This is a genomic window from Spirillospora sp. NPDC052242 (genome assembly GCF_040679555.1).
Lineage (GTDB): Bacteria > Actinomycetota > Actinomycetes > Streptosporangiales > Streptosporangiaceae > Spirillospora.
The window spans coordinates 23,681-39,686 of the sequence record NZ_JBFAUZ010000013.1 but is presented as its reverse complement, the minus strand read 5'-3'; the positions used below and the strand labels follow the sequence as shown (position 1 = coordinate 39,686).

The 16,006-nt window shown below is 73.7% G+C and carries 16 protein-coding genes; 6 read left to right on the top strand and 10 right to left on the bottom strand.

The features are described 5' to 3' along the window. The first annotated feature begins 87 nt into the window (after nucleotides 1-87). Nucleotides 88-849 carry an enoyl-CoA hydratase/isomerase family protein gene (locus AB0L25_RS13050; RefSeq protein WP_500171559.1) on the top strand — a complete coding sequence of 254 codons (762 nt, stop codon included), beginning with the start codon at nucleotides 88-90 and terminating at the stop codon, nucleotides 847-849. Here AB0L25_RS13050 and AB0L25_RS13045 read toward each other — a convergent pair. The 3 genes from AB0L25_RS13045 to AB0L25_RS13035 form a co-directional block, all read right to left on the bottom strand. Beyond that, complete coding sequence (locus AB0L25_RS13045) at nucleotides 834-1,478, bottom strand: LuxR C-terminal-related transcriptional regulator (RefSeq protein WP_500171558.1); 645 nt, start codon at nucleotides 1,476-1,478, stop codon at nucleotides 834-836. The two genes, AB0L25_RS13050 and AB0L25_RS13045, sit on opposite strands and share 16 nt — an antisense overlap. After that, nucleotides 1,442-2,758: a sensor histidine kinase gene (locus AB0L25_RS13040; protein ID WP_500171556.1), complete on the bottom strand. Its 1,317-nt coding sequence runs from the start codon at nucleotides 2,756-2,758 to the stop codon at nucleotides 1,442-1,444. The genes AB0L25_RS13045 and AB0L25_RS13040 overlap by 37 nt, the downstream gene beginning before the upstream one ends. A gap of 112 nt (nucleotides 2,759-2,870) precedes the next feature. After that, entirely contained in the window at nucleotides 2,871-3,797 is a 927-nt protein-coding gene (locus AB0L25_RS13035; RefSeq protein WP_500171554.1) for a helix-turn-helix domain-containing protein, read from the bottom strand. Between the two features lie 150 nt (nucleotides 3,798-3,947). On the opposite strand from AB0L25_RS13035, the gene AB0L25_RS13030 reads away from it, so the two are divergent. Then, nucleotides 3,948-4,745, top strand: a complete 798-nt coding sequence (locus AB0L25_RS13030) for an aminotransferase class IV family protein (RefSeq protein WP_500171552.1) — start codon at nucleotides 3,948-3,950, stop codon at nucleotides 4,743-4,745. Nucleotides 4,746-4,748: 3 nt separating this feature from the next. On the opposite strand, the gene AB0L25_RS13025 is transcribed toward AB0L25_RS13030, so the two are convergent. Continuing rightward, the gene (locus AB0L25_RS13025; protein ID WP_500171551.1) at nucleotides 4,749-5,570 is read right to left on the bottom strand and encodes a polysaccharide deacetylase family protein; all 822 of its coding nucleotides are present in this window, start codon (nucleotides 5,568-5,570) and stop codon (nucleotides 4,749-4,751) included. 68 nt (nucleotides 5,571-5,638) lie between these two features. Here AB0L25_RS13025 and AB0L25_RS13020 point away from each other — a divergent pair, with 68 nt between their 5' ends. Continuing rightward, the gene (locus AB0L25_RS13020; RefSeq protein ID WP_500171549.1) at nucleotides 5,639-6,394 is read left to right on the top strand and encodes an ABC transporter permease; all 756 of its coding nucleotides are present in this window, start codon (nucleotides 5,639-5,641) and stop codon (nucleotides 6,392-6,394) included. Between the two features lie 61 nt (nucleotides 6,395-6,455). Here AB0L25_RS13020 and AB0L25_RS13015 read toward each other — a convergent pair whose 3' ends face one another. From AB0L25_RS13015 to AB0L25_RS13005, 3 genes are read right to left on the bottom strand one after another with little or no spacing between them, the layout of a single operon-like run. Continuing rightward, nucleotides 6,456-6,917 (bottom strand): NUDIX domain-containing protein, encoded by a 462-nt coding sequence (locus AB0L25_RS13015; protein ID WP_500171548.1) that lies wholly within the window; start codon nucleotides 6,915-6,917, stop codon nucleotides 6,456-6,458. Beyond that, nucleotides 6,914-8,131: a DegT/DnrJ/EryC1/StrS family aminotransferase gene (locus AB0L25_RS13010; RefSeq protein WP_500171546.1), complete on the bottom strand. Its 1,218-nt coding sequence runs from the start codon at nucleotides 8,129-8,131 to the stop codon at nucleotides 6,914-6,916. The genes AB0L25_RS13015 and AB0L25_RS13010 overlap by 4 nt, the downstream gene beginning before the upstream one ends. After that, nucleotides 8,128-9,222, bottom strand: a complete 1,095-nt coding sequence (locus AB0L25_RS13005) for a Gfo/Idh/MocA family protein (protein ID WP_500171544.1) — start codon at nucleotides 9,220-9,222, stop codon at nucleotides 8,128-8,130. Before AB0L25_RS13005 ends, AB0L25_RS13010 begins: the two co-directional genes overlap by 4 nt. 127 nt (nucleotides 9,223-9,349) lie before the next feature. Here AB0L25_RS13005 and AB0L25_RS13000 point away from each other — a divergent pair, with 127 nt between their 5' ends. Further along, a complete protein-coding gene (locus AB0L25_RS13000) occupies nucleotides 9,350-10,849 on the top strand; it encodes a peptide deformylase (protein WP_500171542.1) in 1,500 nt (499 codons plus the stop codon). 27 nt (nucleotides 10,850-10,876) lie between these two features. Here the strand turns inward: AB0L25_RS13000 and AB0L25_RS12995 are convergent, their stop codons facing one another. Genes AB0L25_RS12995 through AB0L25_RS12985 form a run of 3 tightly spaced genes read right to left on the bottom strand, consistent with a single transcriptional unit; the run spans nucleotide 10,877 to nucleotide 13,043 of the window. Further along, nucleotides 10,877-11,281 carry a RidA family protein gene (locus AB0L25_RS12995; RefSeq protein ID WP_500171541.1) on the bottom strand — a complete coding sequence of 135 codons (405 nt, stop codon included), beginning with the start codon at nucleotides 11,279-11,281 and terminating at the stop codon, nucleotides 10,877-10,879. Beyond that, on the bottom strand, nucleotides 11,278-12,048 hold the full coding sequence (locus AB0L25_RS12990; RefSeq protein WP_500171539.1) for an IclR family transcriptional regulator: 771 nt from the start codon (nucleotides 12,046-12,048) through the stop codon (nucleotides 11,278-11,280). The genes AB0L25_RS12995 and AB0L25_RS12990 overlap by 4 nt, the downstream gene beginning before the upstream one ends. Next, nucleotides 12,045-13,043 (bottom strand): sugar kinase, encoded by a 999-nt coding sequence (locus AB0L25_RS12985; RefSeq protein WP_500171537.1) that lies wholly within the window; start codon nucleotides 13,041-13,043, stop codon nucleotides 12,045-12,047. Before AB0L25_RS12985 ends, AB0L25_RS12990 begins: the two co-directional genes overlap by 4 nt. A 101-nt stretch (nucleotides 13,044-13,144) precedes the next feature. Here AB0L25_RS12985 and AB0L25_RS12980 point away from each other — a divergent pair, with 101 nt between their 5' ends. Both AB0L25_RS12980 and AB0L25_RS12975 read left to right on the top strand, forming a co-directional pair. After that, the gene (locus tag AB0L25_RS12980; protein WP_500171535.1) at nucleotides 13,145-14,401 is read left to right on the top strand and encodes an amino acid deaminase; all 1,257 of its coding nucleotides are present in this window, start codon (nucleotides 13,145-13,147) and stop codon (nucleotides 14,399-14,401) included. After that, entirely contained in the window at nucleotides 14,401-15,987 is a 1,587-nt protein-coding gene (locus AB0L25_RS12975; protein WP_500171533.1) for an N-acyl-D-amino-acid deacylase family protein, read from the top strand. The genes AB0L25_RS12980 and AB0L25_RS12975 overlap by 1 nt, the downstream gene beginning before the upstream one ends. Nucleotides 15,988-16,006 lie beyond the last annotated feature (19 nt).

The following is a 16,006-nucleotide window of genomic DNA, read 5'->3' as shown; positions in this document are numbered from 1 at the left end:
GTGTGGCGGGGGCGTAAGGAAGTCCTTCTGCAGGTGGAGGACGACCCTGGTACGGGCGGGGGTCCGGGGCCCTTCTACGATGCTCGGGTGCTGCACTGCGAGGTCGCCGGGGGCGTCGGGACGATCACGATCGACCGCCCGGACAAGCGGAACGCGATGTCGGCCGGCATGTGGCGCGAGCTGCCCCGGATCCTCGACGGGCTCGCCGCGGACGCGTCCGTCCGGGCGGTGGTGCTGACGGGCGCGGGCGGGAACTTCTGCGCGGGCGCCGACATCGGCGAACTGGGGGACATCCACCGGGACGACGACACGCACCTGTCGACGGTCGCGGAGCGGGCCCTCGCCGCGTTCGGGAAGCCGACGATCGCGGCGATCGAGGGCGTGTGCGTCGGCGGCGGCTGCCAGCTCGCGGCGGCCTGCGACCTGCGGTTCGCGGCGGCGGACGCCCGGTTCGGGATCACCCCGGCGCGGCTCGGCATCGTCTACCCGGTGGCCGCCACCGTCCGGCTCGTCGGGCTGGTCGGGCCCGCGGCGGCGAAGCACCTGCTGTTCTCGGCGGAGCTGATCGGCGCGGACGACGCCCTGCGCATCGGCTTCCTCAACGAGGTCGTCGCCGACCTGCCCGCGCGGGTCGCGGACTTCACCGCGACGCTCGCGTCCCGCTCGCTGCTGACGCAGTGCGCCACGAAGGACATCGTGGACGCGGTCGCCGCGGGCGGCGACGTCCGCGGCCGGGCCGCCCGCTGGCTCGCGGAGATGGACGGCAGCGGCGAGCTGCGGGAGGGCGTCGCGGCGTTCCTGGAGCGCCGCGCCCCCGAGTTCCCGTGGACGCCTCAGCGGTTGAGGTAGGCGAGGACGGCCAGCACGCGGCGGTTGTCGTCGGCGGTCACCGGCAGGTCGAGCTTCGCGAAGATGTTCGCGGTGTGCTTGGTGACGGCCCGTTCGGTGACGACGAGGCGTTCGGCGATGGCGGCGTTCGAGCGGCCCTCCGCCATCAGTTCGAGGACCTCGGTCTCGCGGGGCGTCAGCCGGGCGAGGGGCGTGCCGCGGGTGCCGCCGGCGATGAGCCGCGACACGACCTCCGGGTCCATCGCGGTGCCGCCCGCCGCGACCCGCCGGACCGCGTCGACGAACTGGGCGGCGTCGAACACCCGGTCCTTCAGCAGGTAGCCGATCCCGCCGCCGCCGTCCGCCAGCAGCTCCCGCGCGTACAGCTGCTCCACGTACTGCGACAGCACCAGCACCGGCAGCCCGGGGACGAGCCGGCGGGCCTCCAGCGCCGCCTGCAGGCCCTCGTCGGTGAACGACGGCGGCAGCCGCACGTCGACCACCGCCACGTCCGGGCGGTGGTCGAGCAGCGCCCGGCGCAGGGACGGCCCGTTGTCGACGGCGGCGGCGATCTCGAAGTCGTGCGCCTCCAGCAGGCTGACCAGGCCCTCCCTCAGGAGGGCGAGGTCTTCGGCGAGGACAACGCGCACGGGAGCTCCAGGGTCACGATCGTCGGGCCGCCCGCGGGGGAGTTGAGGGCGAGGACGCCGTCGAATGTACCGATCCGCCGCTCGACGCCGCGCAGCCCGGTCCCGCCGTCGAGGGACGCGCCGCCGCGCCCGTCGTCGGTGACGGAGATCCGCAGCATCCCGTGCTCGTGCCGCACGTCGATCCACAGCCGCGTCCCGCCGGAGTGCTTCGCGGCGTTGGTGAGGATCTCCGACACCGCGAAGTACGCGGCGGACTCCACCGGCGGCTCGGGCCGCCCGTCGAGGTCCACGGCGACCTCGGCGCGCATCGGGTGGTCGAGCGCGAGGGCCTTGATCGCGTCGCCGATCCCCCGGTCGGCGAGGACGGGCGGGTGGATGCCGCGCACCAGGTCCCGCAGCTCGTGCAGGGCCTTCGCGGACGACTCGCGGGTCTGCGCCAGCAGGATCCGCGCCTTCTCCGGGTCCTTGTCGAGAAGGTGCTCGATCGCGCCGAGGCTCATCCCCATCGCGACGAGCCGCGCCTGCGCCCCGTCGTGCAGGTCCCGCTCGATCCGCCGCAGCTCCGCCGCCGACGCGTCCGCGGCCTCCGACCGCGACTCGGTCAGGTGCCGGACCCGCAGCGCCAGCCGCGACTTCTCCGTCGGCCCGAGCAGCGTCCGCGCCCACCGCCCGTACACGCCGAGCATCCGCGGGCCCAGGAGGAACCCGGCGACGATGAACACGGTCGCGAGGGCGACGGTCGTCGCACGCGCGGTGACGTCCGTCCCGTACCCGGTGGTGACGTGCACCCACGCGTACCAGTCGCTGCCGCCGGCGTCCGCGATCAGCTCACCGGCGAACCCGGCGAGCAGGTAGCCCCAGACGCCGTACAGGATCAGCCAGCCGGGCAGCGCCGCCGTGAAGATCACGACGACCGGGTCGGCGGCCAGCCACAGGTAGTCGCGCCACGTCGCGGGATCCTGGAACCGGGCCACGAACAGCCGCACCCGCCGCGTGATCCCGTCCTCGACCGGCTCCGGGTCGGGCAGGTACGGACGGTCGATGCGGACGCCCGTCCACCGTGCGACGAGCCGCCGGTACACGTCCGTCATCCGGCGCGCCAGGTCCGTCGCGCGGGGGAACAGCAGCACCCCGAGCAGGCCCGAGATCATCATGAAGACCGTGACGAACCAGGCGCCCGCGCACATCGCGGGGACGCCCAGCAGCCCCAGCCGGAACCCCCGCCACGGAGCCCGCGCGTGGGCCTGCCACCGCGTCTCCTCGACCAGTCGACCGTTCACCGGTTCCTCCGTCTGTCTCGGCCATCGTCACCGAGTCCAGTCTCCGGCGATCGCCCCCACGGCACAGTGTGCCCGGACCCCGGACCGGGGGTGTACCCAGGTACACCCCCGGCTAGGAGTCGGCGCCGCCCCAGCTCGCGAGGAAACGCAGGTGGTCGGCGGCGGCGGAGCCCGGCGGGGCGTGGTGGACGGTCAGCGTCTGCTCGGAGCCGTCGGGGAGCCGGAACGTCTCGAACGCGAGGTCGAGGTCGCCGACCAGCGGGTGGCGCAGCCGCCGCGTCCCGTGGGCGCGCTCCTCCACGTGGTGCCGCGCCCACAGGCGCGCGAAGTCGTCGCTGTGCAGCGACAGCTCGCCGACGAGCGCCGCCAGCAGCGGGTCGTCCGGGTGGCAGGTCGCGTCCCGGCGCAGGGCGCCGACGACGTCGGCCGCCTCCGGCTCCGGGTCCGCGAACGGGTGGTCGGGCCGCAGGAACACCAGCCGGGCCAGGTTGCCGCCGGCGGCGGCGAAGTCGCCGAACAGCGCGGCGGCCGGAGCGTTCCACGCGAGGACGTCCGTGCGGCGTCCCGTCACGTACGCGGGCGTCCCGTCCAGGGCGGCGAGCATGGCCCGGAGCGCGGGCCGCACCTCCTCGGGCGCGGTCTCGCCGCCGTGGTGGCGGCACCTGGCCAGGTGGTTCAGGTGGGTGCGCTCGGTGGCGGTGAGCCGCAGCGCGCGGGCGAGCGCGTCCAGGACCTCGGCGGACGCGTTGTGGGCCCGGCCCTGCTCCAGCCGGGTGAGGTACGCGACGGACACCCCGGCGAGCTGCGCGAGCTCCTCGCGGCGCAGGCCCGGCACCCGCCGGTGCCGCCCGAACACCGGCAGCCCGACCTCCTCGGGCGTCAGCCGCCCGCGCCGGCTCCGCAGGAACTCGCCGAGCTCGACGTGCGGATCCAGCACGGCGGACCCGGGCGCCTCGCCGGGTGCGGGCGCGGGCGCCGCGCCCTCGGGCGCCTCGGCGCCGGTGGTGTCGAACTCCCGCGTGGCCTGCCGATCGTCCATGGCGTCCATTGTCGCCGGTCGCGCGCCCGCGTGCCTGACCCTGCCGGTGGCAGGACCGGTGGTCGCACGACGAACGGGGCACTGGCCGCGCCCGTCCGGTGGCGGCAGAGTCGGTCGGGAACGCAGCCACGAGACATGGGGGGATCGACGATGAGCGAGTACGTCGCGCAACTGGACGGGCGGACGGCGACCGAGGCGGACCTGCGCCCGCTGGCGTTCGCCGGGTACGCGCACTTCACCGCGATGCAGGTGCGCGGCGGCGGCGTCCGCGGCCTCGACCTGCACCTGGCGCGGCTCCGCAACGCGTCGGCCGAGATGTTCGGACGCGCGATACCGGACGAACGGATCCGCGAGCTCCTCCGGACGGCGCTCGCGGACGGCCCGGACGACGTGTCGCTGACGGCGACCGTGTTCGGTGCGGCGGGCGAGTTCACCGCCGCCGACGCGGAGCCCCGGGTGCTCGTGCGCACCGGGCCGCCGGCGTCCGGACCGGAGGGCCCGCTGGCCCTGGCGGCCGTCGAGCACGAGCGGGACCTCCCGGCGGTGAAGCACGTCGGCGAGGTCGGCAAGACGTACCACCTGCGGCGCGCGGCGGCGCGGGGCTTCGACGACGCCGCGTTCGTCGACCGCCGGGGACGGCTCAGCGAGGCGACGATCTGGAACCTGGCCTTCTGGGACGGTTCGGCGGTCGTCTGGCCGGAGGCCGCGATGCTGACCGGGACGACGATGGGCATCGTCCGCCGCGGGCTCGACGCGCTCGGCGTCCCGCAGCGGACCGCCGAGGTGACCCTCGGCGACGTGCCGTCCCTCGCCGGGGCGGCCGTCATGAACTCGTGGACACCGGGCGTCGCGGTCCACCGGATCGAGGACGCGAAACTGCCCGCCGCCCGCGACTTCCTCGCCCTCCTCCACCGGGCCTACGAGGACGAACCCCTCACGGCCCCGTGACGGTCAGAGCGTCGCGAACGTCAGACCGCGCCGCTTCAGCTCCGGGATCGCCTTCCGCAACCCCTTGATCGTCTGCGAGCGGTCGCCGCCGCCGTCGTGGCACAGCAGGATGTCGCCGTCCCCCGCCTCCAGCAGGCGGTCCCGGACGCGGCCGACGCCGGGGCGCGCCCAGTCGCGGGGATCGATGGACCAGTCGATGGGCAGCATCCCGTACTCGGCGATCACGTCCATGACCCGCTCCGACCAGTTGCCGCCGGGGGCGCGGAAGTGGCCGGGGAGGACGCCCGTGGCGTCGGCGATGCGGTCGTGCGCCTCGGCGACCTCGTCGCGGACCTCGCCCGTCGGCATGTCCGCGAGGCTCAGCGGATGGTGCATCGTGTGGTTGCAGATCTGGTGGCCCGCGTCGGCGATCCGCCGGGTGAGCGCCCGGTGCTCCTTCACCTGCTCGCCGATGATGAAGAACGTCGCGCGGACGTCGTGCTCGGCGAGCAGGTCGAGCATCCGCGGCGTCCACTCGGGGTGCGGGCCGTCGTCGATGGTGAGCGCGATCGTCTTCGCGGGCGGCGGCGGGGAGAGCCGCGTCAGCACCCGGACGGGCTCGTCGAGCGCCGCGAGCCGTCCGGGCGTCCAGCTCGCGGGACGCAGCGTCGGATGCGGGGTCGGCGTCGGATTCACCGCCGGGCTCGCCGGGACGATCTCCGCCTCCGCCGTCCGGTACCCGTGCCGGGGGCGCACCTCGTCGGCCGCGAGTGCGAGCCCCGCGACGGCCCCCAGCAGCCAGAGGGCCCGACGGCGGGACGTCCCGGTCGTCTCGTCGTCCACCACGCGTCCAACGGTATCGGCGGACGGGCCCGCTGTGATCACATTCGCCGTGAAAGGGGAAGATGGACCCCGTGACGAACGCGGCACCGGAGATCGGCCCCGTGCTCGGGCTGGTCCTGCTGGCGCTCGCGGCGTCGGCCGCCCTCCTCGCCCGGTTCGGCGGCCTCGGCGTGGGACGCGACGTCGTGATCGCGTCCGTCCGCGCCGTGGTGCAGCTCGCGGCGGTGTCCCTGCTGATCGCGGCGGTCCTGGAGAGCGCGGGCTGGACGGCCCTGTTCATCCTCGGGATGGTCGTCGTGGCGGTCGCGACGGCGGGCCGCCGCATCACCGGCCGCACCCGCGGTCCCGGCTGGTGGACGGCCGCCCCGATCGCCGCCGGCGTCGCGCCCGTCCTCGCGCTCCTCGTCGGCTCCGGCGTCGTCCCGTCCCGCCCGGTGGCGGTCCTGCCGATCGCCGGCATCATGATCGGCGGCGCGATGACCTCGACCGGCCTGACCGGCCGCCGCGCCCTGGACGAACTCGAGACCCGGCGCGGCGAGTACGAGGGCGGCCTCGCCCTCGGCCTCCTCCCCCGCGACGCGGCCCTCGAGGTCGCCCGCCCCGCAGCCGCCCTGGCCCTGTTCCCCGTCCTGGACCAGACCCGGACGGTCGGCCTGGTGACCCTCCCCGGCGCCTTCGTCGGCGTCCTCCTGGGCGGCGCCGACCCCATCGAGGCCGGCGCGATCCAACTCCTCGTCCTCATCGGCCTCCTGGCCGTCGAAGCGATCGCCGTCCTCCTCACCCTCGAACTGGTGGCCACCGGCCACCTCCACCGCCCGACGGATTAGGTGAGGCCGGAACCGTCCCGCGCCGGACCGCATCGGCGGCTTTCTCGCTGCGCCGAGAGGATCATGAGGCGGCCCAGTCCCGGATGGTTCGAGCGGTCTCGTCGGTGACGTCGGAATTGTCCAGGTCGGCGGGGTGGAGCCATCGGTAGGCGGTGTGTTCGGCGCTCAGGACGATGGGCCCGCCGCGGTGGGCGAGGCCGAAGGTGTATTGGCGGGCATTGCGGCCGGATCCGGAGATGTAGTCGAAGTGGGCGACGAAACCGGAATCTAGGGCGAGCGGCCCGGTCCAGCCGATTTCTTCGGCGAGTTCGCGTTCGAGTGCGGTGAGCAGGTTCTCGCCTGACTCGACGCCGCCGGAGGGGAGTTCCTCGATGCCGGCCATGAAGGCGTCCTCGGCGGAGCGGCGCAGGATGAGCACACGGCCCTCGGTGTGGACGATGGCGCCGACCACGAGTTTGGTGATGCCGTCGCGGTCGGCGCCGGCGTGCAACTGCTGGATGTCGAGGCCCGATGCGGTGGTCACGTCGGCAGGGTATTCCGGCCGGGCGGTGAGGACAGGGTGTTCAGGGCCCGGCCGAGGGTGTTGATCGCGGCGTCGATGTACGCGCGTCCTTCCGGCCCGTCGTCGGCGGGAACGTGGACCCGCAGCGAGGCGGCGGCCAGGTGCTCGGCGACGTGTGGTTCACAGCGGATGCAGGAGGCCCGGTAGGTGGTGACCGGTGATCTGGGCGCGGCGAAGACGGGGTAGGTGTGCAGCGGGCGCATCGCGTCGCAGGTGGTGATCTCGCCATATCCCCATCGCTGGAGGGTGTGGAGAAGGACATCGCGGGAGAACCCGGCGGTGTGCGGGTCGATGGTGAACACGAAGGCGTAGAAGGTGGCGGTCCGGTCGGGACCGGTCGGGGTGAGCACGCTGATGCCGGCTCGTCCGGCCAGCAGGTCCTCCAGGCGGGCGGCGTGGCGCTGACGCACGAGCAGCCAGTCGTCCAGGCGCTGCAGGTACACCTCGGCCATTGCCAGCCCGAGCGGGTGTGCCCGGTATTTGAGTCCGAGGCCGGTATCCGCGAACCGGTACAGCGGTGATCCGGTCCTCACCTCGGCCAAAGCACGCTTGTTGAAATGCCCGAGAAGGGTCGCCTTCTCGTAGACCTCCCGGTGCGGGGTGGTGAGGATGCCGCCCTCTCCTGCGGTGATGGCCTTGCGGCCTTGCAGGCTCCAGCAGGCGGCGTCGGCGAGTTCTCCGACGCTCACGCCGTCGCGGGCGGCGCCGTGGGCGTGGGAGCAGTCCTCCACCAGCGCCAGCCCGCGCGCATCGCACCATTCTCGCAGCCGCCGGGTGTTCTGCGGGTTGCCCCACATGTGCGTGATGACCACGGCTTTGGTGCGGCACGTGAGCAGTCCGGCCGCGCGTCCGAGGTCGAGTTCGCCGTGGACGTCGACATCGGCCAGGACCGGGACGACGCCCAGTTGCAGCAGCGGGGTGGCGGTGGCGAAGAAGGTGTAGTCCTGCACGATCACCTCATCGCCCGGGCCGAGGCCGAGCGCGTAGTACGCCGAATGCAGCGCCGCAGTACCCGAGGAGGTCAGCAACGCGTGCCGGGCGTTGTGGCGGGCGGCAAAGGCGTCCTCGAACCGGGCGATGATCCCCGACCGGTCGTAGATGGAGACCGTCGTGTGCAGTTGCCGCATGACCGCGGCGGAGACCTCGTCGTCGATGGGCGGCCACGCGAAGGTCATGATGCGCGCCCTTCCAGTGCGGGGACGGTCGCCGGACCAGCGCCGGCGCAGGAGGCCACCTGGACGGGACGGCCGAGTCGCACCGAGGCGTAGGCCGCCTCCATCAGCGCGGTCGCGGCGACGCCGATGCGGGCCTCGGCGGCGGTGACCGCAGTGTCGCCGAGGGTCCGGGCGTGGTGGCACAGCATCGCGGCCCACGGGTCGTCGTCGGCGGCGGTCACCTCGGCATGGTGGGTCCGTCCGGCCGGAGTGGTGGTGCGAAGCACCGACCGGTCGTCCGAGATCGTGATGCGTCCTTGCTCGGCGACCAGGTCGATTTCGTCGGCACGCTCTTCGCAGCGCGACAGATGCACGGTGCCCGCGCATCCGTCGACGTGGGCGATCACCAGATGTGCGCTCTCCTCGACCTCGACGGCGGGGCGGTGCGCCGGCGAGCCGGTGGTGACCGCGTACACCGTGGCGGGTCGCGCGGACGGCCGGACGGTGAGGCGGCTGATCAGGTCGAAGGCGTGGTAGCCCAGGTCGCAGATGGCTCCGCCGCCCGCCCGCTCGGCCGAGGCGCGCCAGGTGCCGGTGTAGTCGCCGGTAGGGCGAGTGATGCGGATCCGGTACGACAGCAGCCGTCCCCATGCCGCCATCCGGTCGGTCGCGATCTGCAGCAGTTGCCCGTGGGGACGGTGCGCCAGCACCCGTACGTCGCGGGTCGCCAGTTGGACGGCGTGCTGGAGAGTGAGGGCGTAGGGCTTCTCCTTCCACACCGTGATGTTCGCGTCGGTCAGCCGCAGCGTCGTCTCTTGGTGCAGGTCGTGTGGGCAGGCCAGGATCGCGACCTGGTATCGGCCCGCGGCCAGGGCCCGGTCCAGTTCGGAGAACACCGGAATGTCCGCGGTCGGTCGAGCGGCCTGCGTCAACCCGGCGATCCGGACGCCGACGGTGGGATCGGGGTCGCAGATCGCCGCGACCCGAGCGGTCGGCACGGCGCGGCGCAGCGCCGGCAGCAGCACCTCGAGAGTGCGCTGCCCTGCGCCGAGGACCAGAAACGGCAAATTCGGATCGGCGTCCGGCGGGTTGGGGGAAGCCAAGCGAGTCATCGAGAGTCTCCTCGAGGTTGTCGTCACAGGCGAGGAAACTCTCGATACGGTCGGTGAGGCCACATTGACCTGATCTCATTCACGGTTCATTCAGTCCCTCAGCCCGAATCGAAGAGATGATGGGGCCATGGGCGCGCAGCAACCGGCCGAGGATCCAGTGACCGCCTCCGCAGAGGGGACGCCTCCGTTCGGCGCGGCCCTGACCCGATGGCGCGAGGGCCGTGCGATGTCGAAGAAGAAGCTGGCGGCGGCGATGGGGTTCGACCCGTCCTACGTCAGTCACGTGGAGGCCGGACGCCATCCGGCCAGCGAGGACTTCGCCCGCAAGGCCGACGGCGTGCTCGGTGCGGGCGGCGTTCTGTGGCGGGCGTGGCGAGCCGACGGGCCCGCTCGTGCCTCCGGGGCCGGTGCGGGCAACACCGAGGGCCTGGTCATTGAGGAGGACCATGCCCGGCTGGAGTACGACGGGACGACCTACCGGCCGATGCAGCGGCGCCGGCTGTTCAACGGCGGCGCCGAACCCGTCACTCGCTACCTGATCCGCGTCAGCGTCGACCGCTTCCCCGGTCGGCCCGATCGGTCCAACGCCCTGTACCGGGCCCGGCCGCTCACCTGGGACGAACTCGCGCTCACCGCGACCTGCGACGGCGAACCCATGAACTGGCACCCCAAGCAGGATCGCGACTCGTTCAAAGAGGCATGGCTGTGCCTGGACAACGACCGCGGACGCTTCCCCCTCTACCCTGGGCAGCACTCGACCATCGAGTACGGCTACCAGGTCGACGACGGACGGTGGGGTCCATGGTTCCAGCGCGCCGTCCGGCTGCCGACGCGTCGCCTATCGGTCGAGCTGGTGTTCCCGGCCAGGCTGGATCCGGTGGTGTGGGGCACCGAAACCTCCACCACCGCCGAGGCCGTCCCCCTGCGCACCCCCATCACCCGCACTGAGGACGGGGATCGGCTGGTGTTCTCGTGGGCCACCCAGGACCCGCCGATGGGCGCCCGCTACCGGCTGGAATGGCGATTCCGCGCCCGTGACGACGATGCCGACCAGCTCCGCCCCGAACTGCGCACCGCCAGCGACCGGATGAAGGCCGCCGGGATCGTCCAGCAAGGCGAACCGATCCTTGCCGCCACCGCCCGTCCGTTCGATCTCCCCGCCGAAGCCGCCGAGGCCAACGACGTCATCGACCGGTTGTTCGCCGCGATGCAGCGGGTTCGCGAGCATCACGTGTTCGGCAAGGGCATGGGCCTGGCCGCCCCGCAGATCGGCATCGACCGCGCCGCCGCCGTCGTCGCCCCGCCCGACCCGGACGCCGAACCGCTCGTGCTGCTCAACCCCCGCGTGATCAACGCCTCGCCCGAAACCGACGAGCAGTACGAGGGCTGCCTCAGCTTCTTCGACGTGCGCGGCCTGGTGCCCCGGCCGCTCCGGCTGGAGGTCGCCCACACACGCCTGGACGGACAGTCGGTGATCACTGTCCTGGACGCCGCACTCGCCCGCCTGGCCGGGCACGAGATCGACCACCTCTACGGGCACCTCTACACCGACCGAATGCGTGAAGGTCTGGCCCCGATCCCCGTCGAGGATTACCGAGGCACCGGCCGAGCCTGGACCTACCGCTGATCCCCCGCAGGCGGTGCGGGCGACCGGTCAGTCGACGCAGGCGAGGGCGTCGATTTCTACCAGCATGGACGGGTGGGGGAGTTCGACGGCGACGGTGGTGCGGCAGGGGAGGACGCCGCTCGGGCAGTTCGCCTTGACGAACTCGCCGTAGGCCTCGTTCATCGCGGGGAAGTCGTCGCGGGTCTTGAGGTAGACGCGGAACATGAGGACGTCGTCGACGGTCGCGCCGCCGGCTTCGAGGACGGCCTTCAGGTTCTCGAGGACGCGCGTGGTCTGGGCCTTCACGTCGCCCGGGTGGAGGTACTCGCCGGTCTCGGGGTCCTGGGGGCCCTGGCCCGACACCTGCAGGAGCGGGCCCTTGCGGACGCCCTGGGAGAAGGCCCAGGCGGCGGCCGGGGCGCCCGTCGTGCTGATCTGCGTCTTGTCGCTCATTCCGGGTTTCCTTCCGTGTGTCCGTAGTCGGTGGAGATGGCGCGTGCGGTGGCGAGGAGGTCGGGGAGCAGGGCGAGGACGGCGTCCCGGTCGAGGACGACCTCGGGCACGGAGATCGAGACGGCGGCGACGACGCGGCCGGAGGCGTCGCGGACGGGGGCGCCGATGCAGCGGATGAACGTCTCGTGTTCGGCGTCGTCCATCGCGTGGCCCTGTTCGGCGACGCGGTCGAGTTCGGCGAGCAGGGCGCGGGGGCCGGTGATCGTGTTCTCGGTGAAGCGGGTGTACTCGAGGGATTCGGCGATGCGGCGGCGGCGGGGCGCGGGGAGGTCGGCGAGGAGGACCTTCGCGATGGCGGTGGCGTGCAGCGGCATCGGCAGTCCGACGCGGGAGTACATGCGGATCGCGTGCCGGGAGTCGTACTTGGCGAGGTAGATGACGCTGACGTCGGTTCCAGGGTCGCCTTCGAGGACGCCGAGGTGGATCGTCTGGCCGGTGGACTCGTTGAGCCGCGCGAGGTGCGGGGCGGCGACGTCGCGGATGCCGTGCTGTTCGAGGGACGCGCGGGCGAGCGCGAACATGCGGGAGCCGAGGTGGAAGCGGTGGTCGCCGTCGCGGTGGACGAACCGTTCCTCTTCGAGGGTCCGCAGGAGGCGCAGGACGGTCGTCTTGTGGACGCCCGCGGTCGCGGCGAGTTCGTCGAGGTTGCGGGGGCCGTCGCCGAGTTCGATCAGGATGCCGAGCGCGCGCGCGAGGCTTTGGCTCATGGGGTCGTCTCCTCCACCGGGCGGGTGATGCCCGAGGCGCGCACGGTGGTGGCCGCCCACGCGTCCGGTGACGCGGAGAGGAGGGCCTCCACGAGGTCCGGCGGGGGCGGGGGCCCGTGGTCGCCGGGCACGACGAGCGTGGCGGCGGCGGTGAGGTGGCCGAGCCGGAGGCGGCGCCGCGGGCCGTACCCCCGAAGGGTAGCGGCCAGGTATCCGGCGGCGAAGGCGTCCCCGGCGCCGATGGGCTCGACGACCTCGACGCGGAGGGCGGGCTCGGTGATGGTGTCCGCGCGGGTGACGGCGATCGCCTGGTGCGCGTCGTCCTTGACGACGAGGGTGGACGGTCCGGGGAGCAGCGCGCGGAGCGCGTCGGGGTCGGCGGTGCCGAGGACGGCGGTGGCCTCGTCGGCGCCGAGCAGGACGATGTCGGCGGCGTCCATGAGTTCGCGGAGGACGGCCGGGTCGCGGCGCCGCCAGAGCGCGGGCCGCCAGTTCAGGTCGAAGCTGACCAGGTGGTCGCGGGGGCGGGCGAGGAGGGCGCGGGCGAGGGCGAGCGCGGAGTCCGACAGGGCGGCGGTGATGCCGGACAGGTGGACGAGCCGCGCGCCGGCGAGCAGCGGGCCCGCGCCGGGGTCGTCGAGCATGCCGGGGCCGATCGCCGAGCCCGCGGAGCCGTCCCGGTAGTAGTGCAGGACGCTGCCGGACGGCCCGGCCTCCTTGACGTACAGGCCGGTGGGGCGCTCGGGGTCGACGGTGACGCCGCGGACGTCGACGCCGGAGGCGGCGAGTTCGCGGACGATGCGGCGGCCGAACCCGTCGTCGCCGACGCGGCCGGCCCAGGCGGCGGGCACGCCGAGGGCGACGAGGCCGCGGGCGACGTTGGCCTCGGCGCCGCCGCAGGAATGCCGGAAGGACGGGACGTCCTCGAGGGGTCCGGGCCGCTCGGGCAGCAGGACCGCCATCGTCTCGCCCACGCAGACGGCCGTCGGTTCCATCCGCCCTCTCCACTGTTGACCGGTTCCGGGCGGTGATGTTACAACCACTGCAGCACATAATGCAATGTACGTTGCATACAGTGCAATAAGGGAGGTCAGTGATGGCGGAGAGCATCGACGGTGCGGCGGTGGACGCGCTCGGGGACGAGCGGCTCGACTGGCGCTTCAAGGCGGTACCCGCGTCCGCGGAGGGCATGTCCGTCGCGGACGTGCGCGCCGATCCGATCCCGCTCGACGCGTTCGGCACGCCGCTGCTGACCCTCGACGCCGGCGCCCTCGACCACAACGTCGCCGCGATGGCGGCCTGGACGCGCGACGCCGGGGTGGACCTCGCCCCGCACGGCAAGACGACGATGGCCCCGGCGCTGTGGCGGCGGCAGCTCGACGCGGGCGCGTGGGGCATCACGCTCGCGAACCTCCCGCAGCTCCGGGTGGCGCGCGCGTTCGGCGTCCGCCGGCTGATGCTCGCGAACGCGCTCGTCGACCCGGCCGGGCTCGCGTGGCTCGGCGCCCAGCTCGACACCGATCCGGGATTCGAGTTCCTGTCGTGGGTCGACTCGGTCCGGACGGTCGGGCTGATGGACGAGGCGCTGCGGGCCGCACGCGCGAGCCGTCCGGTGGACGTGTGCGTGGAGCTCGGCGGCCCGGACGGACGCACGGGCGTCCGCGACGACGCGGAGGCGCGGGCGGTCGCGGACGCGGTCCGCCGCGCGCCGACCCTGCGGCTCGCGGGGGCGGGCGGCTACGAGGGCGCGTTCGCGCACGACGCGTCCGCCGGGAGCCGCGCCGCCGTGGACGCCTACCTGCGCCGCGTCGCCGACCTGCACCGCGACCTCGACTACGAGACGGACGAGCCGGTCGTGACGGCCGGCGGCAGCGCCTACTTCGACCAGGTCGTCGAGGTGCTCGGGCCGCTGCACGGGCGGACGGTGCTGCGCTCGGGCGCGTACGTGATCCACGACGACGGCTTCTACCGGGGCATCTCGCCCTTCGCGCGCGGGACGTCCGGAGCGAGCCTGCGGTCGGCGATGCACGGCTGGGCGCGCGTCGTGTCCCGGCCCGAGCCCGCGCTCGCGCTCCTCGACGCGGGCAAGCGCGACGTCCCGTACGACGAGGGGATGCCCGAACCGCAGCTCGTCCGCGGCAAGGGCACCGCGCCCGTGGCCGGCGCGCGCGTCACCGCCGTCAACGACCAGCACGGCTTCCTGCGGGACGCGTCCGTCGAGGTCGGCGACGTCGTCCGGCTCGGCCTCTCGCACCCGTGCACCGCGTTCGACAAGTGGACGCTGATCCCCGTCGTGGACGACGCTGACGCGGAGCATCCGCGCGTCGTCGACCTCGTCAGGACGTGGTTCTGATGACGCTGATCAAGGGCGCGACGGTCGTCGACGGCACCGGCGCGCCGGGCCGCGTCGCCGACGTGCGGATCGCGGACGGCCGCATCGCCGAGATCGGCGGCCGGCTCACCGGCCCCGGCCGGACGATCGACGCCGCCGGGCTCGTCCTCGCGCCCGGCTTCATCGACATGCACGCCCACTCGGACCTGGCGCTGCTCACCGAACCCGACCACGTCGCCAAGGTGAGCCAGGGCGTGACGCTGGAGGTCCTCGGGCAGGACGGCCTGTCGTACGCGCCCGCCGACGACGCGACGCTCCCGCAGATCCGCCGCACCATCGCCGGCTGGAACGGCGACCCGGACGGCTTCGACTGGTCGTGGCGGAGCGTCGGCGAGTACCTCGACCGGCTCGACGCCGGCATCGCCGTCAACGCCTGCTACCTGGTCCCGCAGGGCGCCGTCCGGATGCTGGCGATGGGCTGGGACGACCGCGCGCCCACGCCCGCCGAGCTCGACCGGCAGCGCGAGCTGGTCGCGGACGGCATGCGCGAGGGCGCCGTCGGGATGTCCAGCGGCCTCACCTACACGCCCGGCATGTACGCGGACGGCGACGAGCTCGCCGAACTGCTCCGCGTCGTGGCGTCCCTCGGCGGGTTCTACGCGCCGCACCACCGCTCGTACGGGGCGGGCGCGCTGGAGGCGTACGCCGAGATGGTCGAGCTGTCGCGCCGCACCGGCTGCGCCCTGCACCTGGCCCACGCCACCATGAACTTCGGCGTCAACAAGGGCCGCGCGGGCGCCCTGCTCGACCTGCTCGACGCCGCGATCGCCGACGGCTGCGACATCAGCCTCGACACCTACCCCTACCTCCCCGGCTCCACCACCCTCGCCGCCCTCCTGCCGAGCCGGGCGTCGGCGGGCGGCCCGGACGCGCTCCGCGCCCGGCTCACCGACCCGGACGAACGCGCCCGGATCCGGCACGCGATGGAGGTCGAGGGCTCCGACGGCTGCCACGGCGTCCCGTCCGAGTGGGACACGATCGAGATCTCCGGCTCCCCGGACCCGGCCGTGATCGGGCGGACGATCGCCGACCTCGCCGCCGAGACCGGACGCGCGGCGTTCGACGTCTACGTCGAGCGGCTCCTCGCGGACGACCTCGCGACGACGATCCTGCAGCACGTCGGGCACGAGGAGAACGTCCAGGCGATCATGCGGCACCCGTGCCACACCGGCGGGTCCGACGGGTTGCTGGCCGCCGCGAAGCCGCACCCGCGCGCGTGGGGCACGTTCCCCCGCTACCTCGGCCGCTACGTCCGCGAGCTGGGCGTCCTGTCGCTGGAGGAGTGCGTCGCGCACCTCACCGGCCGGGCCGCCCGGCGGCTCCGGCTGGCCGAACGCGGGCTCGTCCGTCCCGGGTACCACGCCGACCTCGTGCTGTTCGACCCGGCGGCCGTCCGCGACACCGCCACGTTCGACGAGCCGCGGCGGCGTCCCGACGGCGTCCCGTACGTGTTCGTCGGCGGCACCGCGGTCGTCGACGACGGCGCCCGCACCGGCGCGCTCCCCGGACGGTCGCTGCGCCGCGCCCCGGACGGCGCGACCCGCTGAACCCCCGCCACCCCTCGCC